We start from the raw sequence: 26,446 nt of genomic DNA on the forward strand, positions 1-26,446 counted from the left end.
GAAGGAAGGGATCGTGGCAACGTCGACCGACGAGATCGTCGCGGCACTGCGCAGCTCGGTCAAGGAGAACGAGCGGTTGCGCCGCCGGTTGGACGAGGTGACGCAGGGCGAGCCGGTCGTCATCGTCGGCATGGCCTGCCGTTTCCCGGGCGGTGTCGACAGCCCCGAGCGGCTCTGGGACCTGGTCGCGGCGGGCCAGGACGCCATCGGCCCGTTCCCCGAGGACCGGGGCTGGGACCTGTCGGCCCTCTACGACCCCGATCCCGACGCCGCGGGCCGCACCTACGTCCGGGAAGGCGGTTTCCTCGCCGGTGCCGCGGAGTTCGACGCCGGGTTCTTCGGGATCTCGCCGCGGGAGGCCCTGGCGATGGACCCGCAGCAGCGGTTGCTGCTGGAGACCTCGTGGGAGGCGGTCGAGCGGGCCGGCATCAACCCCCACAGCCTCCGCGAGTCCGCGACCGGCGTGTTCGCGGGCTTCACCAACCTCGACTACCTGGCCATGCACCAGGCGCCACCGGGCTACGAGGGCTACCTGCTGACCGGCAACATCGCGAGCTTCCTGTCCGGGCGGATCTCCTACACGTTCGGGCTGGAGGGCCCCGCGGTCACCCTGGACACGGCGTGCTCGTCGTCGCTGGTGGCGTTGCACCTCGCCACGCAGGCGCTGCGGGCGGGCGAGTGCACCACGGCACTGGTCGGCGCGGTCTCGGTGATGTCCGAACCGGGCGAGTTCCTCGAGTTCAGCCGCCAGCGCGGGCTGTCTCCGGACGGGCGGTGCAAGGCGTTCTCGGCCTCGGCGGACGGCACGGGCTGGGCCGAGGGCGCCGGTGTGCTCGTGGTGGAGCGGCTGTCGGACGCGGTGCGCCGGGGCCGGCGGATCCTGGCGGTGGTCCGGGGTTCGGCCGTGAACTCCGACGGCGCGTCGAACGGCCTGACCGCGCCCAGCGGTCCCTCCCAGCAGCGGGTGATCCGCCAGGCGCTGGCGAGCGCGCGGTTGTCGGCAGCCGAGGTGGACGTCGTCGAGGCACACGGGACGGGCACGAGGCTGGGCGACCCGATCGAGGCCCAGGCCGTGCTGGCGACCTACGGCCAGGACCGGGACCGTCCACTGTGGCTGGGGTCGATGAAGTCGAACCTCGGTCACACCCAGGCCGCCGCCGGCGTCGCCGGGGTGATCAAGATGGTCATGGCGTTGCGGCACAAGGTGATGCCGAAGACCCTGCACGCCGACGAGCCCACGCCCGAGGTCGACTGGACGGCCGGCGACGTGCGGCTGCTCACCGAGGCACGCGACTGGGCGGACCTCGGCAGGCCCCGCCGCGCCGGGATCTCGGCGTTCGGCGCCAGCGGCACCAACGCGCACGTGATCCTGGAGGAGGCGCCCGCCCCGCAACCGGCCGAACCACGCGGGGACACGCCCGCGCTGGTGCCCTGGGTGGTGTCCGCGCGGTCGACGGAGGCACTGCGTGCGCAGGCCACCCATCTGTCCACAGTGGAGGATGCGCCCGTCGATGTCGGGGCCTCGCTCGTGGCCACGCGGGCGTCGTTCGAGGAGCGCGCCGTGGTCCTCGGGGCCGACCGTGCCGAGCTCACGGCGGCACTGCGGACACTGGCCGACGACGGCCGCGGCCCCGGCGTCGTGCGGGGTACCGCCGTGCCGGGATCCCTGGCGGTGGTGTTCACGGGCCAGGGTGCGCAGCGGGCGGGGATGGGCCGGGAACTGGCAGCGGCCTTTCCGGTGTTCGCCGAGGCGCTGGACGAGGTGTGCGCGGCGTTTGGCCCGGGGTTGCGTGAGGTGATTTTCGAGGATCCGGATTTCGTTCTGTGGCAGACGGGGTGGGCTCAGCCGGCGTTGTTCGCGGTCGAGGTGGCGCTCTACCGGCTGTTCGAGTCGTGGGGCGTGCGGCCGGACTTCGTTGCCGGGCATTCGATCGGTGAGCTGACCGCCGCGTACGTCGCCGGTGTGTGGTCGCTGGAGGACGCCGCGCGGGTCGTCTCGGCCCGAGGGCGGTTGATGCAGGCACTCCCGGCCGGCGGCGCGATGGTCGCGGTCGAGGCGGCCGAGGAGGAGATCACCGCCGGGGTGGAGATCGCCGCGGTGAACGGCCCGCGGTCGGTGGTGCTCACCGGTGACGCGGAGGTGGTGGAGGCGGAGGCGGCGCGGCTGGCGGCGTCGGGTCGACGGACGAAGCGACTCACCGTGAGCCATGCGTTCCACTCCGCCCTGATGGCGCCGATGCTGGACGAGTTCCGGGCCGAGCTGGCGGCGGTGACCTTCCGCGAACCGGTGATCCCGTTGGTGTCCAACGTGACCGGCGAGATCCTCGGCGGCACGGATGCCGGTTACTGGGCCCGGCATGTCCGTGCGACCGTGCGGTTCGCCGACGGGATCACGACGTTGGCCGGCGCGGGAGTGACCACCTTCCTCGAGGTCGGGCCGGACGCCGCGCTCACCCCGATGATCAGCGAGACGGTCCAGGAGAGCGTGGCCGTGCCGACGCTGCGCCGCGACCGCGGCGAGGTGCGGACCGCCGTGACGGCACTGGCACAGCTGCACGTTCGCGGCACGACGGTCGACTGGACGGGCTTCTTCCCCGGCGCCCGGACCGTCGACCTGCCCACCTATCCCTTCCAGCGCACGCGGTACTGGCTCCGGCCGGACACCGAGCACCGGCCCCACCTCGACGAGCCGGTACCGGTGGCGCCCGCGCCGCGGCCGACCGGGCGGTGGCTCCAGGACGTCCCCGAGGGCGACCGCCCCGCCGCCGCCCTCGTGCTGGTGCGGAGCGCGGCTGCCGAGGTGCTCGGCTACGCCCGCGTCGACGACGTGGTCGACACCCGCTCCTTCAAGGACGTCGGGGTCGACTCGCTCGGCGCGGTCGAGCTGCGCAACCGGTTGCGTGCCGCGACCGGGCTGGAGCTGGCGACCACCGTCGCGTTCGACCACCCCACCCCGGCAGAGCTGGCCGAGTACCTGCTGGCGGAGGCGACCGGGTCGGCCGCGACCGAGACCGTCGCGGCGGAAGGGGCCGGCGCCGGCGCGGGGGAGCCGATCGCGATCGTCGGGATGGCCTGCCGCTACCCGGGCGGTGTCGCGTCCCCCGCCGACCTGTGGCGGCTGGTCGCCGACGGCGTCGACGCGGTCAGCACCTTCCCGGCCGACCGCGGCTGGGACCTCGACGCCCTCTACGACCCCGATCCCGACCGTCCCGGCACCAGCTACACCCGGGAGGGCGGGTTCCTGACCGGCCTCGCCCAGTTCGACCCGGCGTTCTTCGGCCTGTCCCCCCGGGAGGCGGTGTCGATGGACCCGCAGCAGCGGCAGCTGTTGGAGACGACCTGGGAGACGTTCGAGCAGGCGGGCATCGACCCGACCACGGTCCGCGGCGACCGGGTCGGCGTGTTCGTCGGCTCCAACGGGCAGGACTACCCCGACCTGCTGCCGGGCCGCCCCGAGGACTTCGACGGCTACCTGATGACCGGCAACGCGGCGAGTGTGATGTCCGGCCGGATCGCGTACACGTTCGGGCTGGAGGGTCCGGCGGTCACCGTGGACACGGCGTGCTCGTCCTCGTTGGTGGCGCTGCACATGGCCGTGCAGGCCCTGCGTGCCGGCGAATGCTCCCTCGCGCTCGCGGGCGGTGTCGTCGCGATGTGCACGCCCAACACCTTCGTGGAGTTCAGCCGCCTGCGGGCGCTGTCGGCGGACGGCCGCTGCAAGGCGTTCGCCGAAGGGGCGGACGGCACGGGGTGGGCCGAGGGTGTCGGCATGCTGCTCGTCGAGCGGTTGTCGGAGGCGGAACGTCGCGGGCACCGGGTGCTGGCGGTGGTTCGGGGCACTGCGGTCAACTCCGACGGCGCGTCGAACGGGTTGACGGCGCCGAACGGCCTGGCGCAGCAGCGGGTGATCCGGCAGGCGCTCGCGAACGCGCGGTTGGACCCGTCCGATGTGGACCTTGTCGAGGCGCATGGCACGGGCACCAGGCTTGGTGACCCGATCGAGGCGCAGGCGCTGTTGGCGACGTATGGAAAGGACCGTGACCGGCCGCTGTGGCTGGGTTCGCTGAAGTCGAACATCGGCCACAGCCAGGCCGCGGCGGGCGTCGGCGGCGTGATCAAGGCGGTACTCGCGATGCGGCACGGGGTCCTGCCGCGGACCCTGCACGCGGGAGAGCCGACGTCCCACGTCGACTGGGCGGACGGCCCGGTCCGGCTACTCACCGAGCCCTGGCAGTGGACGCAGGACGGCCGGCCGCGTCGCGCGGCGGTCTCCTCGTTCGGGGCCAGCGGCACCAACGCCCACGTCGTCCTCGAGGAGGCCCCCGCCTACGGAGAACTCGGACCGGCCGCCCCGCCGCCCGCGGTGCCGTTCGTGCTCTCCGCGCGCGGCGCGACCGCCCTCGCCGGGCAGGCGGCCCGCCTGCTGTCCGAACTGGACGGTGCGGACCCGTGGCCGCTCGCCGACGTCGGCTACTCGCTGGTGGCGACGCGCACGCGCTTCGAGCACCGGGCAGTCGTCGTGGGGCGCGACGAGGAGAGCCTGCGGGCAGGCCTTGTCGAACTCGCGGCCGGCCGGCCGAACCCCGCCGTCGTGACCGGCGTGGCTCGCCCGGCGGGCCGGGTCGCCTTCGTGTTCCCCGGTCAGGGTGCGCAGTGGGCCGGGATGGCGGTGGGGTTGTTGGAAGACTCGCCGGTGTTCGCGGAGCGGATGGCCGAGTGTGCGGCGGCGCTGGACCCGTTGACGGGTTGGTCGCTGCTCGACGTGGTCCGCAGCGTGGACGGTGCGCCGGACCTCGACCGCGTCGACGTCGTGCAGCCCGTGCTGTTCGCGATGATGGTGTCCCTCGCCCAGCTCTGGGACTCGGTCGGCCTGACGCCGGACGCGGTCGTCGGGCACTCGCAGGGTGAGATCGCGGCCGCGTGTGTGGCCGGCGCACTGTCGCTTCCGGACGCCGCGCGGGTCGTGGCGTTGCGTAGCAAGGCGTTGCTGGCCCTGGCCGGTGGTGGCGGGATGATGTCGGTCGCGCTGCCGGCCGCCGAGGTCGCCGACCGGCTCGCGCCATGGGCGGGCCGGCTCTCGGTGGCCGCCGTGAACGGGCCGTCGTCCACCGTGGTCGCGGGCGAGCCCGCCGCGCTCGACGCGTTGTTCGCCGCGCTCACCGCCGCGGACGTCCGGGCCCGCCGCGTCCCGGTGGACTACGCCTCGCACTCGTCGCAGGTCGAGGCGATCGAGGACGAGCTGCTCGCGGTGCTCGACCCCATCGCGCCGCGATCGAGCGCCGTGCCGCTGTACTCCACGGTGTACGGCGACGAGATCGACACCGCCGGCATGGACCCCGGCTACTGGTACCGCAACCTGCGCCGGACCGTCGAGCTGGAGAACGCGGTCCGGTCGCTGCTCGCCGCGGGCCACACGGTGTTCGTGGAGATCAGCCCGCACCCGGTGCTGGCCATGGGCATCCAGGAGACCGCCGGGGACACCGACGTCGTGTCGGCCGGCACGCTCCGCCGCGACGAAGGCGGCCTGGACCGGTTCCTGACCTCCGCGGCCGAGCTGCACGTGAGCGGCGTCCCGATCGACTGGGCCCGGCTGTTCTCCGCCGCCCGGCCGGTCGACCTGCCGACGTACGCCTTCGACCGCGACCGCTACTGGTTCGACCAGGCCGGCCCGGTGACCGGCGACGTCGCGGCGGCCGGGCTGCGCGACACCGGGCACCCGCTGCTCGGCGCCGCGGTCGAGCTGGCGGTCGGCACCGGGGTGGTGCTGACCGCGCGGCTCTCGCTCGCGACACATCCGTGGCTGCGCGACCACGCCGTGGCGGGCACGGTACTGCTGCCGGGCACGGCCTTCCTCGAGCTCGCGGTGCACGCGGGCGACCAGGTGGGCGCGGGGCGCGTCGAGGAGCTGACGCTCGCCGCACCACTCGTCGTGCCGGCCGAAGGCGCGGTCGCGCTCCAGGTCACCGTCGGCGAGGCGGATGACGCCGGCCGCCGGCAGCTCGACGTGCACTCCCGCCCCGACGACGACTCGCCGTGGACCCGCCACGCCACCGGCACGCTCGTGACCGCGGGCCCGGCGACCGTGAGCGGTCCCGCCGAGTGGCCACCCGAGGGTGCGGCCGAGTTCGACGTCGCGGACACCTACGAGACGCTGGCCGAGCAGGGCTACGAGTACGGGCCCGCGTTCCGGGGGCTGCGGCGCGCGTGGCTGCGGGGAGCGGAGGTCCACGCCGAGATCGCGCTGCCCGAGCCGGCACGGGACACGGTGGCCGGCTTCGCGCTGCACCCCGCGTTGCTCGACGCCGCACTGCACGCGGTGTTGCACAGGACCCTGACCGACGGTGCGGAGCCGATGCTGCCGTTCGTGTGGAGCGGGGTCACCCTGCACGCCTCGGGCGCGACGGCGTTGCGTGTCAGCTTCGCCCCGGCGGGCGTCGACGCGGCCTCGGTCGTGGTGTGCGACCCGGCCGGCGTCCCGGTGCTCACGGCGGACTCCGTGCGGTGGCGGCCGTTCTCCGCCGACGGGCTGACCAGGACCCGGCCCACGGAAAGCGACTCGCTCTTCGCCGTCCGCTGGGTCCCCCTCACCCCGGCCGGCGAGCCCGGTCGCGGGCGCTGGGCGGCGATCGGCGTGACCGCGGAGCCCGGCGTCGCCGAGTACGCGGATCTCGACCGGCTCCGCACGGCGCTCGACGGCGGCGCGCCCGTGCCGGAGGTCCTCGTCGTCCGGCCGTCCTGCCCGCCCGGTCCCGTCGTCGAGGCCACCCACGCGCTCGCCCGCGACGTCCTCGCGCTCGCGCAGCGCTGGCTCGCGGACGAACGGTTCGCCGACACGCGGCTCGTCGTGGTCACCTCCGGCGCGGCCGGGGCCGACCTGCCGGCGGCCGCGGCCTGGGGGCTGCTGAAGTCCGCGCAGACCGAGAACCCCGGCCGGATCCTGCTCGTCGACGCCGACCCCGAGCACGAATGGGCCGCCGTCGTCTTCGCGCTCGCGCACGGCGAGCCGCAGGTGGCGTACGGGCCCGGCGGAGCGCTCGTGCCGCGCGTCGGCCGGGTGGCCACCGACGAGGTCGCCGAACACCGGCCGCTGGACCGCGCCGGCACCGTGCTCGTCACCGGCGGCACCGGTGTCCTCGGCGGTCTGGTCGCCCGGCACCTCTACCTCGCGCACGGGGTCCGCCACCTGCTGCTGGCGAGCCGCGGCGGTCCCGACGCGCCCGGCGCGGACCGGCTGGTGGCCGAGCTGGTCGAGCTGGGTGCGGACCCGGTGGTCGTGGCGTGCGACCTCGCCGACCGGGACACGGTCGCCGCGATGCTGGCCCGCGTGCCGGCCAACCACCCGCTGACGGCCGTCGTGCACGCGGCGGGGGTGGCCGACGACGGCGTGGTCGGCTCGCTGACCGCGGCACGCCTCGCCGCCGTGCTGCGGCCGAAGGTGGACGCGGCGTGGCACCTGCACGAGCTGACCGCGGACGCCAACCTCGCCGCGTTCGTGCTCTTCTCCTCCGCCGCGGCGGCACTCGGCGGCGCTGGGCAGGCCAACTACGCGGCGGCCAACGGGTTCCTCGACGCGCTCGCCCGGCACCGGCATGCCGTGGGGCTGCCGGCCACCGCACTCTCGTGGGGCCTGTGGGCGCGGGCGACCGGGATCACCGGCCACCTGCGGGAGGCGGACTTCCAGCGGATGGCCAGGGCCGGCATGGCGGCCCTTGACGTCGACGAGGGACTGGCCCTGCTCGACGCCGCGCTCACCCGGCCGGAACCGTGGCTGCTGCCGATGCGGCTGGACACGAGGGCGTTGCGTGGTCAGGGAGATGCGCTGCCGGCGTTGCTGCGCGGGTTGGTCCGCGGGCCCGCCCGGCGCGCGGCCGGCGGCGAGACGGTGGTCGCCGGCGGGCTTGCCGACCGGCTCGCCGCGCTGGCGCCCGCCGACCAGGGCGCGTTGCTCGACGAGCTGGTCCGCAACCAGGTCGCCACGGTGCTCGGGCACGCCGAGCCGGCCCGGGTCGACGCCGAGCTGGCGTTCACCGCGCAGGGCTTCGACTCGCTGACCGCCGTCGATCTACGCAACCGGCTGAGCACGGCGACCGGGCGACGGCTGCCGGCGACGTTGGTGTTCGACCACCCGACGCCGAGAGCCCTCGCGGAGTACCTGCTCCGCGAGCTCGCCGGCGACGGGATGTCCGTCGAGACATACGTGTTCCGCGAGCTCGACCGGCTCGACACCGCACTGTCCACATCGGATCTGGACGCCGTGCTGTCCCGCCAGGTGCGGGTCCGCCTCGAAGGGCTCCTGGCCCGGTGCGGGCGCGACGAACCGCTCGCGTCCACATCGGACGGTGAGCTGACCGGCGAGCTCGACGGGTCATCGGCGGAGGAGCTCTACGACTTCGTCGGCAAGGAATTCGGAATCACCATCAACTGACCGGGGTGCGCAGCGCAAATGCCCAGCGACGACAAGCTTCTGGCCTACTTCAAGAAGGTGACGGCCGACCTCTACCAGACCCGCGGCCGCCTGGCGGAGCTGGAGAGCCGGGCCGGTGAGCCGATCGCGATCGTGGGCGCGGCCTGCCGGTTCCCCGGCGGTGTCGGCTCCCCGGACGAGCTGTGGCGACTGGTCGCCGACGAGGTGGACGCGGTGTCCGCGTTCCCGACCGGGCGCGGCTGGCCCGCCGACCTTTACCACCCGGACCCCGACCACCAGGGCACCAGCTACGTCCGCGAGGGCGGGTTCCTCCACGACGCCGACCTGTTCGACGCCGAGTTCTTCGGCATGAGCCCGCGCGAGGCGCTCGCGGTGGACGTGCAGCAGCGGCTGCTGCTGGAGACGTCGTGGGAGGCGTTCGAGAACGCCGGGATCGTGCCAGAGTCGGTCAAGGGCAGCCCGACCGGGGTCTACGCCGGCCTGATGTACGGCGACTACGGCTCGCGGATCAGGGACATCCCGACCGGCTTCGAGGGCTACCTGCTGCACGGCAGCGCGGGAAGCGTGGCCTCCGGCCGGGTCGCGTACAACCTCGGCCTGGTCGGTCCGGCGATCACCGTCGACACCGCGTGCTCCTCCTCGCTGGTGGCGCTGCACCTCGCCGTGCGCGCGCTGCGGGCGGGGGAGTGCGCGCTGGCACTGGCCGGCGGCGTGTCGGTGATGGCGACGCCCGGTCCGTTCGTCGAGTTCAGTCGGCAGCGCGGGCTGGCGGCCGACGGCCGGTCCAAGTCGTTCTCCGCCAATGCGGACGGCGCGGGCTGGGGCGAGGGCGCGGGCATGGTGCTGCTGGAGCGGCTGTCCGACGCGCGACGCAACGGCCGGCGGATCCTCGCGGTCGTCCGGGGCACCGCGGTGAACCAGGACGGCGCGTCCAACGGTTTCACCGCCCCGAACGGACCGTCCCAGCAGCGTGTGATCCGGGACGCGCTGGCCGACGCCCGGCTGTCCGCCGCGGACATCGACGCGGTGGAGGCACACGGCACCGGCACCCCGCTCGGCGACCCCATCGAGGCGGAGGCGCTGATCGCGACCTACGGCCAGGACCGGCGGGTACCGCTGTGGCTCGGGTCGCTGAAGTCGAACATCGGCCACGCCCAGGCGGCGGCGGGCATCGGCGGCGTGATCAAGATGGTGATGGCGCTGCGGCACGGGATGCTGCCCCGGTCGTTGCACGCGGACGAGCCGACGCCGCAGGTCGACTGGTCCGCCGGCACGGTGCGGGTGCTCACCGGGTCGCGGTCGTGGGAGCAGGACGACCGCCCCCGCCGGGCGGGCGTGTCGTCGTTCGGGATCAGCGGGACGAACGCGCACGTGATCATGGAGGAGGCGCCCGAGGCGGAGCCGGCACCGGCGGCGCCCGAGCTGCCGGCGACGCCCTGGGTCCTGTCCGCGAAGACGGCCGCCGGGGTGAGGGCCCAGGCGGAGCGGCTGCTGTCCTTCGTGGAGTCACGCGATCTCGTGGCGGCGGACGTCGGCTGGTCGTTGACGTCCACCCGGTCGTCGTTCGGGCACCGGGCCGTCGTGGTGGGCGCGGACCGCGACGAGCTGCTCGCCGGGTTGCGGACGCTGGCGGCCGGTGAACGGTCGCCGGCGGTGGTCCGCGACACCGCGGCCGCCGGGAAGCTCGCGGTGGTCTTCACCGGGCAGGGCGCGCAGCGGGTGGGCATGGGCCGGGCACTGCATGCCGCGTACCCGGTGTTCGCCGAGGCCTTCGACGAGGTGTGTGCCGCGTTCGGTCCAGGTCTGCGGGAGGTGATCTTCGAGGACGCGGATGTCGTTCTGGGGCAGACGGGTTGGGCGCAGCCGGCGTTGTTCGCGGTCGAGGTCGCGCTCTACCGGTTGTTGGAATCCTGGGGTGTGCGCCCGGATTTCGTTGCCGGGCATTCGATTGGTGAGCTGACGGCCGCGTATGTGGCGGGTGTGTGGTCGCTCGGGGACGCGGTGCGGGTCGTCGCCGCGCGGGGTCGGTTGATGCAGGCCCTGCCTCCCGGCGGCGCGATGGTGGCGGTGGGCGCGGGCGAGGAGGAGATCTCGCCCGGGGTGGAGATCGCGGCGGTCAACGGGCCGCGATCGGTGGTGCTGACCGGCGACGCGGAGGCGGTGCTGGCGGAGTCTGCTCGGCTCGAAGCGTTGGGGTGCAAGACGAAACGGCTCGACGTGAGCCACGCGTTCCACTCGTCGCTGATGGTTCCGATGCTGGACGAGTTCCGGGCGGTGCTGGCGTCGGTCACCTTCCGCGAGCCGGCCGTCCCGCTGGTGTCGGCTCGTGGCGGTGAGCCCGAGTACTGGGTTCGTCATGTGCGCGAGGCGGTGCGGTTCGCCGACGACCTGGCGACGCTGGCCGCCGAGGGGGTGTCGACCTTCGTCGAGGTGGGGCCGGATGCCGCGCTCACGCCGATGATCGCGGAAGCGGTCCCGGAGTGCGCGGCGGTGCCGACGCTGCGTCGCGACCGCGACGAGGTCCGCGCCGCCGTGACGGCACTGGCCCGGCTGCACGTCCGCGGCCGCGCGGTCGACTGGGCGGCCTTCTTCCGCGGCGCGAACGCCGTGGAGCTGCCGACCCACGCCTTCCGGCGCGCGCGGTACTGGCTCGAACCCGCCGCGGGCGACGCCGACGTGGCGTCCGCCGGGCTCGACGCCGCGCGGCACCCGCTGCTCGGCGCGACCGTGCGCCTCGCCGGGCAGGACGGCGCCGTGCTCACCGGACGGCTGTCCCGTGAGGCGCAGCCCTGGCTCGCCGACCACGCGGTGCTCGACACCGTGCTGCTGCCCGGCACCGCGTTCGTGGAGCTCGCCATGCGGGCCGGGGACCAGGTCGGCGCCGCGCGGATCGACGAGCTCACCCTCGCCACGCCGCTGCTGCTCCCCGAGCGGCACGCCGTGCGGGTCCAGGTCGTGGTCGGCGCGCCGGACCCGGACGGACGCCGTGACGTCGACATCTACTCGCGGCCCGAACCGGCAGAGGACGACCCCGGCGAGCCGTGGACCCGGCACGCGAGCGGCCGGCTGGCCACCGCCGCCGAGCCCGTCACCGGGCCCGCCGCCGACCCGGCGCCGTGGCCACCGCCGGGTGCGGTCGCGGTGGACACCGACGGCATCTACGAACGGCTCGCCGACACCGGCCACGGCTACGGTCCGGCGTTCCAGGGACTGCGCGCGGCCTGGCGTGCCGGCGACGACGTGTACGCGGAGGTGGTGCTGCCCGACGACCAGCGGGCCGCCGCGACGGCGTTCGCGCTGCACCCGGCCGCGCTCGACGCGGCACTGCACGCGATCGGCGCCAGCGGGCTGCTCGGCGAGGCGCCGGGCGCCGGCGAGGGACGGCTGCCGTTCTCCTGGAGCGGCGTGACCCTTTACGCGCCGGGGCCCGCGGAGCTGCGGGTGCGGCTCACCAGGACCGGGCCGGACTCGCTGTCGATCACCGTCGCCGACGGCGCCGGCCGGCCGGTCGCGTCCGTCGAGTCCCTCGTGCTGCGTGCGGTGACGGCGGGCCAGCTCGGCGCCGCACGCCGTTTCGGCCGCGACTCACTGTTCCTGCTGGACTGGGTGCCGCTGCCGCTGCCGGACGCCGCGGGCGCCGAACCGTGGCTGGTGCTCGGCCCGGACGAGCACGGCATCGCCGACGTGCTGCGCCTGAGCGGCCAGCCCGTCGAGGTCGGCACCGGACCGGACACCGGAGCGCCGGTGGCCGTCGCCCCCCTGCTGGCCGCGGTGGACGACCCGGCGACGGCGGTGCACGAGGCGCTCGCGCTCGCACAGTCCTGGCTCGCCGACGAACGGCACGCGGACGCCCGGCTGGTCGTGCTGACCCGCGGCGCGGTCGCGACCGGGGCAGGCGAGGACGTCACGGACCTGCCCAGGGCCGCGGCGCTGGGGCTGCTGCGGTCCGCGCAGGCCGAGCAGCCCGGCCGGATCGTGCTGGTGGACCTCGACGATCCCGGCGCCGTCCGGTCGCTGCCGGCACTGGTCGCCACCGGCGAGCCGCACGCCGCCCTGCGGGACGGCGGGGTCCTGGTGCCGCGGCTGGCCCGGGTGCCGGCACCCGGGGAGCCACGCACGCTTGCGGGGACGGTCCTGATCACCGGCGGCACCGGCACGCTCGGCGGGCTCGTCGCCCGGCACCTGGTCCGGGAGCACGCCGTCACGCGGCTCGTGCTCGCCAGCCGCACCGGGCCCGGCGCCGGCGGCGCGGCCGCCCTGCGCGACGAGCTGACCGGGCTCGGGGCCCGGGTCGAGGTGGTGGCGTGCGACGCCGCCGATCGCGCCGCGCTCGCCGCCGTCCTCGACACGATCCCCGCCGAGGAGCCGCTGTCCGTGGTGCACGCGGCCGGCGTCCTCGACGACGGGGTGCTCGCCGGCCTCACGCCGGAACGGGTGGACGCCGTGCTGGCGCCCAAGGTCGACGCCGCCCGCAACCTGCACGAGCTGACCCGCGACCGCGACCTGACCGCGTTCGTGCTGTTCTCCTCGGCCGCCACGACGTTCGGCGCCGCCGGTCAGGGCGGGTACGCCGCGGCCAACGCCTACCTCGACGCGCTGGCCCGGCACCGGGCCGCGCACGGCCTGCCCGCCACGTCCCTGTCGTGGGGGCTGTGGGAACAGGTCAGCGCGCTCACGGCCGGACTGTCCGACGCGGACCGGCGACGCGGCGCCCGCGGCGGCGTCGGCGCACTGCCGACCGCGGACGGGCTGGCGCTGTTCGACGCCGCGCTCGCGACGAGCGAGCCCCACCTGGTCCCGGTCCGGCTGGACCTCGCCGCACTGCGGGGGAGCGGGACCGTGCCGCCGCTGCTGCGCGGGCTCGTCCGCCCGTCCACCCGGACGGCGGCCCGCGGCGCGGCGGCGTCGTCGTTGCGGCAGCGGTTCGCGGCACTGGCCGAACCGGCGCGGAGCGAGGCCGCGCTCGCACTCGTCCGCGACCACGTCGCGGAGGTGCTCGGGCACGGCTCCCCCGCGGCGATCGACCCGGACCGCGCCTTCCAGGAGATGGGCTTCGACTCGTTGACCGCGGTCGAGCTGCGCAACCGGCTCACCGAGGACACGTCGCTGCGGCTGCCGGCCACGCTGGTGTTCGACCACCCCACCCCGCTCGCGCTGGCCCGCCGCGTGCTCGCGGACCTGCTCGGCGAGGACACCCGGCGGCCCGCCGTGGTCGCCGCGCCCGCCGCCGACACCGACGACCCCGTGGTGATCGTCGGCATGTCCTGCCGGTTCCCCGGCGGGGTGAGCTCCGCCGACGAGCTCTGGCGGCTCGTCGCCACCGGCACCGACGCCATCGGCGGCTTCCCGACCGACCGGGGCTGGGACCTCGCCGGCCTCTACGACCCCGACCCGGACAGCGTCGGCCGGTCCTACACCCGCCACGGCGGCTTCATCGCCGACGTGGCGGGGTTCGACGCCGCGTTCTTCGGCGTGTCACCGCGTGAGGCGCTGGGCATGGACCCGCAGCAGCGGCTCCTGCTGGAGACGTCCTGGGAGGCGTTCGAGCAGGCCGGGGTCGACCCGACCTCGCTGCGCGGCAGCCGAACCGGCGTCTTCGTCGGCGCCAACGGGCAGGACTACGCCGCGCTGCTGGCGGGCGCGCCCGAGGAGTACGAGGGCTACCTGCTGACCGGCGGCTCCGCGAGCGTGATCTCCGGCCGGCTGGCCTACGCCTACGGGCTGGAGGGCTCGGCCGTCACCGTGGACACGGCGTGCTCGTCGTCGCTCGTGGCCCTGCACCTCGCCGCGCAGGCGCTGCGCGGCGGCGAGTGCGACCTCGCGCTGGTGTGCGGCGCGGCGACGATGGCGACCCCGACGCTGTTCGTCGAGTTCAGCCGGCAGCGCGGGCTGTCCGCCGACGGACGCTGCAAGGCGTTCTCGGCGACCGCGGACGGCACGGGCTGGGCCGAGGGCGTCGGCGTGCTGGTGGTCGAACGGCTGTCGGCCGCGCGGCGGCACGGGCACGAGGTCCTCGCCGTGGTGCGGGGGTCCGCGGTGAACCAGGACGGCGCGTCGAACGGCCTGACCGCCCCGAACGGACCCTCCCAGCAACGCGTGATCCGCGCCGCGCTCGCGGCCGCCGGGCTGTCGCCCTCGGACGTGGACGCGGTGGAGGCCCACGGCACCGGCACCAGGCTCGGCGACCCGATCGAGGCGCAGGCCCTGCTGGCGACCTACGGCCAGGACCGCGACCGGCCACTGTGGCTCGGCTCGCTCAAGTCGAACATCGGCCACACCCAGGCCGCGGCGGGCGTCGCCGGGGTGATCAAGATGGTGATGGCGTTGCGGCACGGGGTGCTGCCCAGGACCCTGCACGTGACCGAGCCGACCCCCGAGGTCGACTGGACCGCGGGCGACGTGCGGCTGCTGACCGAGGCGCGGCCGTGGGCACGCGACGGGCGGCCCCGCCGGGCCGGCGTGTCGTCCTTCGGCGTCAGCGGCACGAACGCGCACGTCATCCTGGAGCAGGCCGCGGAGGCGGCGGCACCGGACGAGGACCGCCCGCCCGCCGCGGTGGCGCTGCCGGTGTCGGCCAGGTCCGGCGCCGCGCTGCGCGCACAGGCCGGCCGCCTGCTGTCCACTGTGGACTCGCCGGCGCCGCTCGGGGACGTCGCCGTCGCCCTCGCCACGCGCCGCTCGACGTTCGAGCACCGCGCGGTGGTCACCGGGACGGACCGCGGCGCACTCCTGGCCGGTCTGCGTTCCCTCGCGGCGGGCTCGCCCGCGTCGAACGTGGTCACCGGCGAGGCCGCGCGCCGCGGTGCCGTCCGGCCGGTGTTCGTGTTCCCCGGGCAGGGCGCGCAGTGGCTCGGCATGGCCACCGAGCTGATGGCGGGCTCACCGGTGTTCGCCGCCAGGATGCGTGAGTGCGCGGCCGCGGTGGACGCGTTCACCGACTGGTCGCTGCTCGCGGTCCTGCGGGGCGACGACGGCGCGCCCGAGCTGGACCGCGTCGACGTGGTGCAGCCCGCGTTGTTCGCGATGATGGTGTCGCTGGCCGAGCTGTGGCGGTCGCTCGGCGTGGTGCCGGCGGCGGTCGTGGGGCACTCGCAGGGCGAGATCGCCGCGGCCTGCGTGGCCGGGGCACTGTCCCTCGACGACGCCGCGCGGGTGGTCACCCTGCGCAGCGGGGCGTTGAAGAGGATCGCCGGGCGCGGCGGCATGATGTCGGTGCCGCTGCCCGCCGCCGAGGTCACGCGACGGTGCCCGGGGCTGTCCGTCGCCGCGGTCAACGGCCCGTCGTCAACGGTGGTGTCGGGTGACGTCGAGACCCTCGACGCGGTGTTCGCGGAGCTGACCGCGGCGGGTGTCAAGGCGCGGCGGATCCCGGTGGACTACGCGTCGCACTCCACGCACGTCGAGGCCATCGAGGACGAGCTGCGCGCGGTGCTGGCCCCGGTGTCGCCGCTCGCCCCGGCGATCCCGTTCCACTCGACCGTCGCGGGGATGGCGGGTGAGGCCACGACGCCGGACGCCGCCTACTGGTACGAGAACCTGCGGCGGACCGTCCGGTTCGCCGACGCGGTCCGAGACCTGGTGGTGGCGGGGCACGACGTCTTCGTCGAGGTGAGCCCGCACCCCGTGCTCACCGTGGGGCTGCACGAGACCGCCGACGACCTGGACCGCCCGGTCGTGGTCACCGGAACGCTCCGCCGCGACGACGGCGGGCTGGACCGCGTGCTGCTCTCCGGGGGCGCCCTCCACGTCGCGGGGGTGCCGGTCGACCTGGCCGCACCGCTCGCCGGCGCCGGCGGCCACCCCGTGGAGCTGCCGACCTACCCGTTCGAACGACGGCGCTACTGGCTGCGGCCCCGGGCCCGGACCGGCGGCGCGGACGGCCTCGGCCTCGGCGACGCGGGTCACCCGCTGCTCGGCGCCGTGGTGGAGCTGCCGGGGGACGGGGGCGTGGTGCTCACGGGTCGGCTGTCGCTGGCGACGCAGCCGTGGCTCGCCGACCACGCCGTGCTCGGCACCGTGCTGCTGCCCGGTGCCGCGTTCGTGGAGCTGGCCGCGCACGCCGCCGCGCGGGTCGGTGCGGACCGCGTGGCGGAGCTGACCCTGCACGCGCCGCTGGTGTTGCCCGCCGAGGGCGCCGTGCGGGTGCAGGTCGTGGTGCGGGAACCGGACGAGGCGGGACACCGCGGGCTGGGCGTGTACTCCCGGCCGGAGTCCGCGCCGGGACAGGAGTGGACCCGGCACGCACTCGGCTCGGTGGGCGGGACCTCGGTGGCGTGGACGAACGGGGCGGCGGAGTGGCCGCCGCCCGGTGCGTCCACAGTGGACGCGACGGCCGCCTACGACCGGTTCGCCGAGCTGGGTTACGGCTACGGCCCGGCCTTCCAGGGGCTGCGCCGGGTGTGGCAGCGCGACGACGAGGTGTACGCCGAGATCGCGCTGCCCGACGCGGCGGCCGGCGACGCCGGGGACTACGGGATCCACCCGGCGCTGCTCGACGCCGCGCTGCACGCCTCCGTGCTCGCCATGCACGCCGACAGCGAGCACGCGGTGCTGCCGTTCTCCTGGAGCGGCGTGCAAGTCCACGCCACCGGAGCCACCGCGGCAAGGGTCCGTTTCCGGCGGCTCGGGCCGGACACGGTCGAGCTCACGCTGACCGACGCCGAGGGCGGGCCCGTGCTCACCGTCGACTCGCTCGCGGCCAGGCCCGTCTCGCCGGCGCAGCTCGACCAGGCACGCGCCGCGCTCGGCGACCCCACCGTGCCCGAGGACTCGTGGTGCTACCGGATCGACTGGGTCCCGGCCGCCACACCGGCGGGGACGACGCTGGACGGCCGGTGGCTGGTGCTCGCGCCGGCGGGCCACGACGCGGACCCCTGGGTACGCGCCACGGCGGAGGCGATGGCCGCCCGGGGCGCGCTCGTGGAGCACCGCACGATCGGCGACGAGGGGCTGGACCGCACCGCGTTAGCCGAGGCACTCGCCGCCGTGGGCGGCGGCGACGTGCGCGGGGTGGTGTCATGGCTGGCCCTCGACGAGACCATGCTTGCCGAACACACCTCCGTGCCCGCCGGTCTGGCCAGGACCGTCCGCCTCTACCAGGCACTCGACGACGCCGGGCTCGACGTCCCCGTCTGGTCGCTGACCAGCGACGCGGTGTCCGCGACGTCGGCGGACCGGCTCGACCACCCGGTCCAGTCGATGGTGTGGGGCCTTGGCCGGGTGGTCGCGCTGGAGCAGCCGCGGCGGTGGGGTGGTTGCGTGGACGTCCCGGCCGAGCCGGCCGGGACGGCCGCTGCCCGCGTGGCCGACATCCTCGCCGCGGGTCAGGGCGAGGACCAGCTCGCGGTGCGCGACACCGGGGTGTTCGCTCGCCGGCTCGTGCGCACACAGCTCGTGGACACCACGGTCGGGCGGTCGTGGACCCCGGCCGGGACCGTGCTCGTCACCGGCGGCACGGGTGCGCTCGGCGGGCACGTCGCCCGCTGGCTCGCCGCGAACGGCGCGGCGCACCTCGTCCTGACGAGCCGCAGCGGGCGCGACGCCGACGGCGCGGCGGAGCTCGAGAAGGAGCTGGTGGACCTGGGTGCCCGGGTCACGATCGCACGGTGCGACGTGGCCGACCGGGAGTCCCTGGCCGCGCTGCTCGACGCGCTCGGCGAACGGCTGGACGCGGTGATCCACACCGCCGGCGTGTCCCGGGACGGCGTGGTCGAGACCCTCGGCCCGGACGCCATGGACGTGGTGCTGCGGCCGAAGGTGGACGCGGCACGCAACCTGCACGAGCTGACCGCGGACCACGACCTGTCGGCGTTCGTGCTGTTCTCGTCGGTGTCGGGCGTGCTCGGCTCGGCCGGGCAGGCGGCCTACGCGGCGGGCAACACGTTCCTCGACTCGCTGGTGGAGCACCGGCGCGCCCGCGGGCTCGCCGGCACCGCCGTGGGCTGGGGCATGTGGGGCGGTGGCGGGATGGCGACGCTCGGCGGCAACGAGGAACGCATCCAGCGGCGCGGCATCCGGCCGATGGCGCCGGAGCCCGCGGTGGACGTGCTGGCCCGCGCGCTGCGGGCCGACGAGCCGTTCCTCACGGTGATCGACGTCGAGTGGCGCCGCTTCGTGGCCGCCGTGCACGGCGGCACGCCCCGGCCGCTGATCCGTGCCCTGCCCGAGGTGCGCGCGCTGGCCGCGGCCGCGCCGGCGGCGGCCGCCGTGACGGCGGAAAGCACCGCCTCACTCACCGAGCGGCTGGCCGGCCTGTCCCCCGCCGAGCGCGCACGGTCGGTGCTCAAGCTCGTGCGCGACAACGTGGCCGGCGTGCTGGGCCACACCTCCGGCGCGGACGTGACACCCGAGCGGCCGTTCAGCGAGCTCGGGTTCGACTCCCTGGTCGCGGTCGAGCTGCGCAACCGGCTGACCGCGGCGACCGGGCTGCGCCTGCCGGCCACGCTGATCTTCGACTACCCGACGCCCTCGGCGCTGGCCACGCACCTGACCGAGGGGCTGAGCCCCGTCGAGAGGTCACCCCTGGACGCCGCACTGGCCGGGCTCGCCGGGCTGGAGACGGCCCTCGCCGCGCTCGCCCCGGACGAGGAGGGCCGCGCGCTCGTCCTCGACCGGGCGCGGGACGTGCTCGCGCGGGTCGGCGCCCCGGCCACCGGGACCGCCGTGCGGACGGCGGTCGAACGCCTGGAGACCGCGTCGGACGACGAGATCTTCGCCTTCATCAACACCGAGCTCGGCAAGTCCAGCTGACTGCGGAAAGAGTGACGCACCCGATGGACAACGAACAGAAGCTCCGCGACTACCTCAAGTGGGTCACCTCGGACCTGGTGGCGGCCCGCGCCAGGGCGGAGGAGCTGGAGAACCGGGCGACCGAGCCGATCGCCGTCCTCGGCATCGGCTGCCGCTTCCCGGGCGGCGTCACCACTCCCGAGGAGCTGTGGCGGTTGGTGGCCGGGGGAGCGGACGCGGTCGCGCCGCTGCCGGACGACCGGGGCTGGGACCTCGACGCCCTGTACGACCCCGAGCTGTCCCGGCCCGGTACGAGCTACGCCCGCGAGGGCGCGTTCCTGACCGGTCTCGGCGGCTTCGACGCCGGGTTCTTCGGGATCTCGCCACGCGAGGCCCTGGCGATGGACCCGCAGCAGCGGTTGCTGCTGGAGACGTCGTGGGAGGCGTTCGAGCGGGCCGGCATCGATCCGGAGTCGTTGCGTGGCAGCCGGACCGGCGTGTTCGTCGGCTCCAACACGTGGGACTACGCGCCGCCGCTCACCCACGCGCCGGAGGAGGTGGCCGGCTACCTGATGACCGGCAACACCCCGAGCGTGATGTCCGGCCGGATCGCGTACACGTTCGGGCTGGAGGGTCCGGCGGTCACCGTGGACACGGCGTGCTCGTCGTCGCTGGTGGCGTTGCACCTGGCCGCACAGGCACTGCGGGCGGGTGAGTGCGACCACGCCCTGGTCGGCGGCGTCGCCGTGATGGCCGCGCCCGGGGTGCTGATGGAGTTCAGCCGCCAGCGGGGGATGGCGCCGGACGGCCGGTCGAAGGCGTTCGCCGCGTCGGCCGACGGGGTGGGCTGGGGCGAGGGTGCCGGCATGCTGGTGGTCTCCCGCCTGTCGGACGCGATGGCTCTTGGCAGGCGGGTCCTGGCGGTGATGCGGGGCTCGGCGGTCAACTCCGACGGCGCCTCGAACGGGTTGACCGCGCCGAACGGTCCTTCGCAGCAGCGGGTCATCCGGCAGGCGCTCGCGAACGCGCGGCTCGATCCGTCCGATGTGGACGTCGTCGAGGCGCACGGGACCGGCACCAGACTTGGTGACCCGATCGAGGCGCAGGCCCTGCTGGCCACCTACGGGCAGGACCGTGACCGGCCGCTCTGGTTGGGTTCGCTGAAGTCCAACCTCGGGCACACCCAGGCCGCCGCCGGGGTCGCCGGGGTGATCAAGATGGTGATGGCGCTCCGGCACCAGGTCCTGCCCAAGACCCTCCACGTGGACCAGCCCACGTCCCAGGTCGACTGGACGGCGGGCGACGTGCGGCTGCTGACCGAGGCGCGACCGTGGGACGACGCCGGCCGGCCGCGCCGCGCCGGTGTGTCGTCGTTCGGGATCAGCGGCACCAACGCGCACGTGATCCTGGAGGAGGCGCCCGCGGCCGAGGACTCGCCGGGCACGGCCGACGTGCCGGCGGTGCCCATGGTGCCCGTGGTGCCGTGGCCGCTGTCGGCCGCTTCCGAGACCGGGTTGCGTGCCGTCGCCGACCGTCTGTCCACTGTGGATGAACACGCGGTGGACGTCGGGTGGTCGCTCGCGACCACCCGCGCGGCGCTGACCCACCGGGCCGTCGTCGTCGGCGGCTCCCGGGAGGCCCTTCGCGCGCTGGCGGAAGGAAAGCCGGGCGCCTGCGTCGAGACGGGCACGGTTCGGACCGGCTCGTTGGCGGTGATGTTCACGGGTCAGGGCGCGCAGCGGGCCGGCATGGGCCGGGAGCTGGCGGCGGCGTACCCGGTGTTCGCCGAGGCGCTGGCCGAGGTGTGTGCCGCGTTCGGGCCGGAGCTGCGCGAGGTGATCCTCGACGACCCGGATCGCGTGCTGTCCCAGACCGGCTGGGCACAGCCGGCGCTGTTCGCGGTCGAGGTCGCGCTCTACCGGTTGTTCGAGTCGTGGGGTGTGCGCCCGGACTTCCTCGGTGGGCACTCGATCGGTGAGCTGACCGCCGCCCATGTGGCGGGGGTGTGGTCGCTCGCGGACGCGGTGCGGGTCGTCGCGGCGCGGGGTCGGCTGATGCAGGCACTGCCCTCGGGCGGCGCGATGGTCGCGGTGCGGGCCGGCGAGGAGGAGATCGCGGCGGGCGTGGAGATCGCCGCGGTCAACGGCCCGCGGTCGGTCGTGCTCACCGGCGCCGAGGAGGTCGTGCTGGCGGAGGCGGCGCGCCTGGCGGCGTTGGGCCGCAGGACGAAGCGGCTCACGGTCAGCCACGCCTTCCATTCGTCGTCGATGGATCCGATGCTGGACGAGTTCCGCGCGGTGCTGGAGTCGGTCACGTTCCACGAGCCGGCGATCCCGCTGGTGTCCGAGGGCGTCGGCGAGCCCGGGTACTGGGTCCGGCACGTGCGGGAGACCGTGCGGTTCGCCGACGACATCGCGACCTTGGCGGCCGAGGGCGTCGGGACGTTCCTCGAGCTGGGGCCGGACGCCGCGCTCACCCCGATGGTGCGCGACTGCGTGCCGGACGCGACGGCCGTGCCCACCCTGCGCGCCGGCCACCCCGAACCCACGTCCGCGGTCACCGCGCTGGCCCGGCTCCACGTCACCGGCACACCCGTCGACTGGCGGGCGCTGTTCCCCGGTGGCGGCAGGACGCTGGACCTGCCCACCTACCCCTTCGAGCACGAACGCTACTGGCTCGACACCGCCGCCATCCTCGCCGGCGACGTGTCGGCCGCCGGGCTCACCGCGGCCGGGCACCCGCTGCTGAACGCCGTGGTGCGGCTCGCCGACGGCGACGGGCTCGTGCTCACCGGACGGCTCTCCCTCGGCGGCCAGCCGTGGCTCGCCGACCACGTCATCCACGGCTCGGTGCTCCTGCCCGGCGCCGCGTTCGCCGACCTCGCCGCGTGGCTCGCCGACCAGGTCGGCGCGGCGGCCGTCGAGCAGCTGACCCTGCTCACCCCGCTCGTCCTGCCTCAGCAGGGCGCCGTGCTGCTCCAGGTCGCGGTCGGCGGCCCGGATGCCGGCGGGCACCGCACGCTGTCGGTCCACGCACGCGCCGACGGCGCCGACGAGCCGTGGACCCGGCACGCCACCGCGGTGCTGTCCCCGGCCGGCGCGGCGGGCACCACCCTCGCGGACTGGCCGCCGCGGGCGGCCGCGGTCGACCTCGACGGGACCTTCGCGACCATGGCCGAGGCCGGTCACGCCTACGGCCCGGCGTTTCGCGGGCTCACCGCCCTGTGGCGGGACGGCGACACGGTCTACGCCGAGGCCGCGCTGCCGGCCCCACACGACGGCTCGGCCGCGGACCACGGGCTGCACCCGGCCCTCCTGGACGCGGCACTGCAGGCGATCGGCCCCGGCGGGCTCGGCGGCGACGGTCCGGCGGGCCTGCCGTTCGAGTTCGGCCGCATCACCCTGCACGCCACCGGCGCGACCGCGGTCCGGGCCCGCCTCACCAGGCAGCCCGACGGTGCCGTCGCCATCGCGCTCGCCGACCCGGCGGGCGCGCCGGTGGCCACGGTGGACGGTCTGCTGCTGCGGGCAGCCACCGCCCCGGGCGCCGCGCGAGGGCCGCTCTACCACCTCGACTGGGTCGAGGCGCCCCCGAGGACCGCCGAGCCCGGCACGGTCGTCGTGCTCGCCCCCGGCACGTGGCCGGCCCCCGCCGACCCGATGCCCGGCCACGTGGTGCTGCCGCTCCCACGGCACGGCTCCGGCACCCCGGACGACGTTCGGCACGCGGTCCACGCCGCACTGGACCTCCTGCGGGACTGGGTGTCCGACGAACGGTTCGGCACCGCCACGCTCGTCCTCGTCACCGAACGCGCCGTCGCGACCGAGCCGGATGAGGAGGTCACCGACCTCGCCCAGGCCACCGTCCGCGGCCTCGTCCGCTCGGCCGCCGTCGAGCACCCGGGCCGGTTCGTCCTCGCCGACGTCGACTCGTCCGACGCGGTCACCGCGGGGCTCGCCGGGGCGACCGGCGAGGCCGAGTTCGCCGTCCGCGGCGAGCGCGTGCTGGTGCCCCGCCTCGCCAGGACCGACGAGGGACCCGCGCTCGGGGTGGTGCCCACCGGCCGCTGGCGCCTCGACGTGACCGCGCCCGGCACGTTCGACAACCTCGCCTTCCTGCCGTCCCCCGAGGCCGACCGCGCGCTGGCCGAGGGCGAGGTGCGGATCGCCGTGCACGCCGCCGGGTTGAACTTCCGGGACGTGCTGATCGCGCTCGGCATGTACCCCGGCGACGCCGTGCTGGGCGCGGAGGGCGCGGGCACCGTCGTCGAGACGGGCCCCGGCGTCACCGATCTCGCGGTGGGGGACCGGGTGTTCGGGCTCCTGCCCGGGATGATCGGCCCGGTCGCGGTGTGCGACCGGCGGCTGGTGGCGCCGGTGCCCGAGGGCTGGACGTTCACCACGGCCGCCGCCGTGCCCGTGGCGTACCTGACCGCCTACCTCGCGCTGGTCGACCTCGGCGCGGTCCGGCCGGGCGAGTCCGTGCTCGTGCACGCCGCCGCCGGTGGCGTCGGCACCGCGGCCGTGCAGCTGGCCCGGCACCTCGGCGCCGAGGTGTACGCGACGGCGAGCCCGGCCAAGTGGCCCGCCCTGCGTGCCGCCGGCATTCCGGCCGACCACATCGCGTCCTCCCGCGACCTCGGGTTCGAGCAGGCGTTCGCCGGTCCCGGGATGGACGTCGTGCTCGACGCGCTCGCCGGCGAGTTCGTCGACGCGTCCCTGCGGCTGCTCGCCCCGGGCGGGCGGTTCCTGGAGATGGGCAAGACGGACGTCCGCGACCCGGGGCAGATCCCGGCGGGCGTCACGTACCGGGCGTTCGACATGTTCGACGCCGGTCCCGACCGGATCGCCGGGATGCTCCGCGAACTGCTCGACCTGTTCGACCGCGGCGCGCTCACCACGCCCCCGGTGACCACGGTGGACATCCGGCGCGCGGACGAGGCGTTCCGGTGGCTCGGGCAGGCCGGGCTCGTCGGCAAGGCCGTGCTCACCCTGCCCGCCGGCGGCACCGCGCTCGTCACCGGTGCGACCGGCTCACTCGGCCGGCAGGTCGCCCGCCACCTCGTGACCCGGCACGGCTACCGCAGGCTGCTCCTGCTCAGCCGGCGCGGTCCGGCCGCCCCCGGCGCCGCCGAGCTGGTGGCCGAGCTCGCCGGCCTCGGCGCGGCGGCGACCGTCCTGGCCGTCGACGCCGCGGACCGGGCCGCGCTCGAACGGGCCATCGCGACCATCCCCGCCGACGCGCCGCTCGACGCGGTGGTGCACACCGCGGGGGTCCTCGACGACGGCGTGCTGACCGGGCTCACCCCGGAGCGGGTGGACGCCGTGCTGCGGCCGAAGGTCGACGCGGCGTGGCACCTGCACGAGCTGACCAGGGACCGGGACCTGTCCGCGTTCGTGCTGTTCGCCTCCGCGGCGGCCACGTTCGGCGCGGGCGGGCAGGCCGCCTACGGCGCGGCGAACTCGTTCCTCGACGCGCTCGCCCGGCATCGACGCGCTCTCGGCCTGCCGGCGGTCTCCATGGCCTGGGGGCTGTGGGCGCAGGACGGGGGGATGGCCGGCGACCTGTCCGGCGCCGACCTCCGCCGGATGGCCCGCGGCGGCCTGCGTCCACTGTCCACACAGGACGGCCTGGCGCTGTTCGACGCCGCGTTCGCCCGCGGTCCGGCGAACGTCGTCCCCGCCCGGTTCGACCTCGCCGGGATCGGTGCGAGCGGCGCCGTGCCCCCGCTCCTGCGCGGCCTGGTCCGCACCGCGACCCGCAGGGCCGCGAGCACGGCCCACACCACGTCGCTCGCCGCGGTGCTCGCCCGGCTGCCCGAGGGCGACCGCCACGCCCATCTGCTCGACCTGGTGCGAACCCAGGCCGCCGTCGTGCTCGGCCACGGTTCGCCCGACGCCGTCGTGCCCGACCGGCCGTTCCGGGACATCGGGTTCGACTCGCTCACCGCCGTGGAGCTCCGCAACCGGCTCGGCGCCGCGACCGACGTGCGGCTGCCCGCGACGCTCGTGTTCGACCACCCGACCCCGGCGGCGCTCGCCGACCACCTCCTGGCCGAGCTCCACGGCACCGCCACGACCGCGGCGGGAACCGCGCCCGCGGCGGTCGCGACCGGTGAACCGCTCGCCATCGTCGGCATGACGTGCCGGTTCCCCGGCGGCGTCGGCTCGCCGGAGGACCTGTGGCAGCTGCTGGTGGACGGCCGCGACGGCATCACCGCGTTCCCAGCCGACCGCGGCTGGGACCTCGCGGCGCTGTACGACCCCGACCCGGACCGCGCCGGCCGGACCTACGTGCGCCACGGCGGGTTCGTCCCCGACGCCACCACCTTCGACGCCGCGTTCTTCGGCATCTCCCCGCGCGAGGCGATGTCCATGGATCCCCAGCAGCGGCTGCTGCTGGAGGCGGGCTGGACGGCCCTGGAGCGCGCCGGCATCGACCCGGAATCGTTGCGCGGCAGCCGAACCGGCGTGTTCGTCGGCGCGAGCGGCGAGACCTACTCGGCCGCGCTCGCCGCGGCCGGCGGCGACTACGAGGGCTACCTGCTCACCGGCAGCACCGGCAGCGTCCTGTCCGGACGGCTCGCCTACGCGCTCGGGCTGGAGGGCCCGGCGATCACCGTGGACACGGCGTGCTCGTCGTCCCTCGTCGCGCTGCACCTCGCGGGCAGGGCGCTGCGCGCGGGTGAGTGCGACGCCGCCCTCGTCGGCGGTGTGGCCGTGCTGTCCACACCGGACCTGTTCGTGGAGTTCAGCCGCCAGCGCGGACTGTCCCCGGACGGCCGCTGCAAGGCGTTCTCCGGCTCGGCCGACGGCACGGCGTGGGCGGAGGGCGTGGGCATGCTCGTCGTGGAGCGCCTCGCCGACGCGCGCGCCAGGGGGCACCGGGTGCTCGCGCTGCTGCGTGGTTCCGCGGTCAACTCCGACGGCGCGTCGAACGGCCTGACCGCGCCGAACGGCCCGTCGCAGCAACGGGTCATCCGCGCCGCGCTCGCCGACGCCGGGCTGGCCGCGCGGGAGGTCGACCTCGTGGAGGCGCACGGCACCGGCACCCGCCTCGGCGACCCGATCGAGGCGCAGGCACTGCTCGCCACCTACGGCCAGGACCGCGCCGACCCGCTGCGGCTCGGCTCGGTGAAGTCGAACCTCGGCCACGCCCAGGCCGCGGCCGGCATGGCCGGTGTGATCAAGACCGTGCTGTCCCTGCGCCACGGGACCATGCCGAGGACTCTGCACGTCACCGAGCCGACGCCGGAGGTCGACTGGTCCGGCGGCATGGTGGAGCTGTTGACCG

1 protein-coding gene and 3 pseudogenes are annotated in these 26,446 nt (G+C 75.6%); all 4 read left to right on the top strand.

Translation table 11 applies throughout. From position 1 onward, the window contains the following. Positions 1 to 22: 22 nt before the first annotated feature. Positions 23 to 8,425: pseudogene (locus tag VET29_RS02330) on the top strand (type I polyketide synthase); the annotation flags it as partial. A 21-nt stretch (positions 8,426 to 8,446) separates the two neighbouring features. After that, positions 8,447 to 17,161, top strand: a pseudogene (locus VET29_RS02335) (type I polyketide synthase); the annotation flags it as partial. Between the two features lie 705 nt (positions 17,162 to 17,866). Further along, positions 17,867 to 18,370, top strand: a pseudogene (locus VET29_RS44025) (ketoreductase domain-containing protein); the annotation flags it as partial. A gap of 155 nt (positions 18,371 to 18,525) precedes the next feature. Further along, positions 18,526 to 26,446, top strand: a 7,921-nt coding sequence (locus VET29_RS02340; protein ID WP_414636432.1) for an SDR family NAD(P)-dependent oxidoreductase, incomplete at its 3' end; no start/stop codon positions are given.

Origin of the sequence: Actinophytocola sp., assembly GCF_035634895.1 — a bacterium.
GTDB lineage: Bacteria > Actinomycetota > Actinomycetes > Mycobacteriales > Pseudonocardiaceae > Actinophytocola.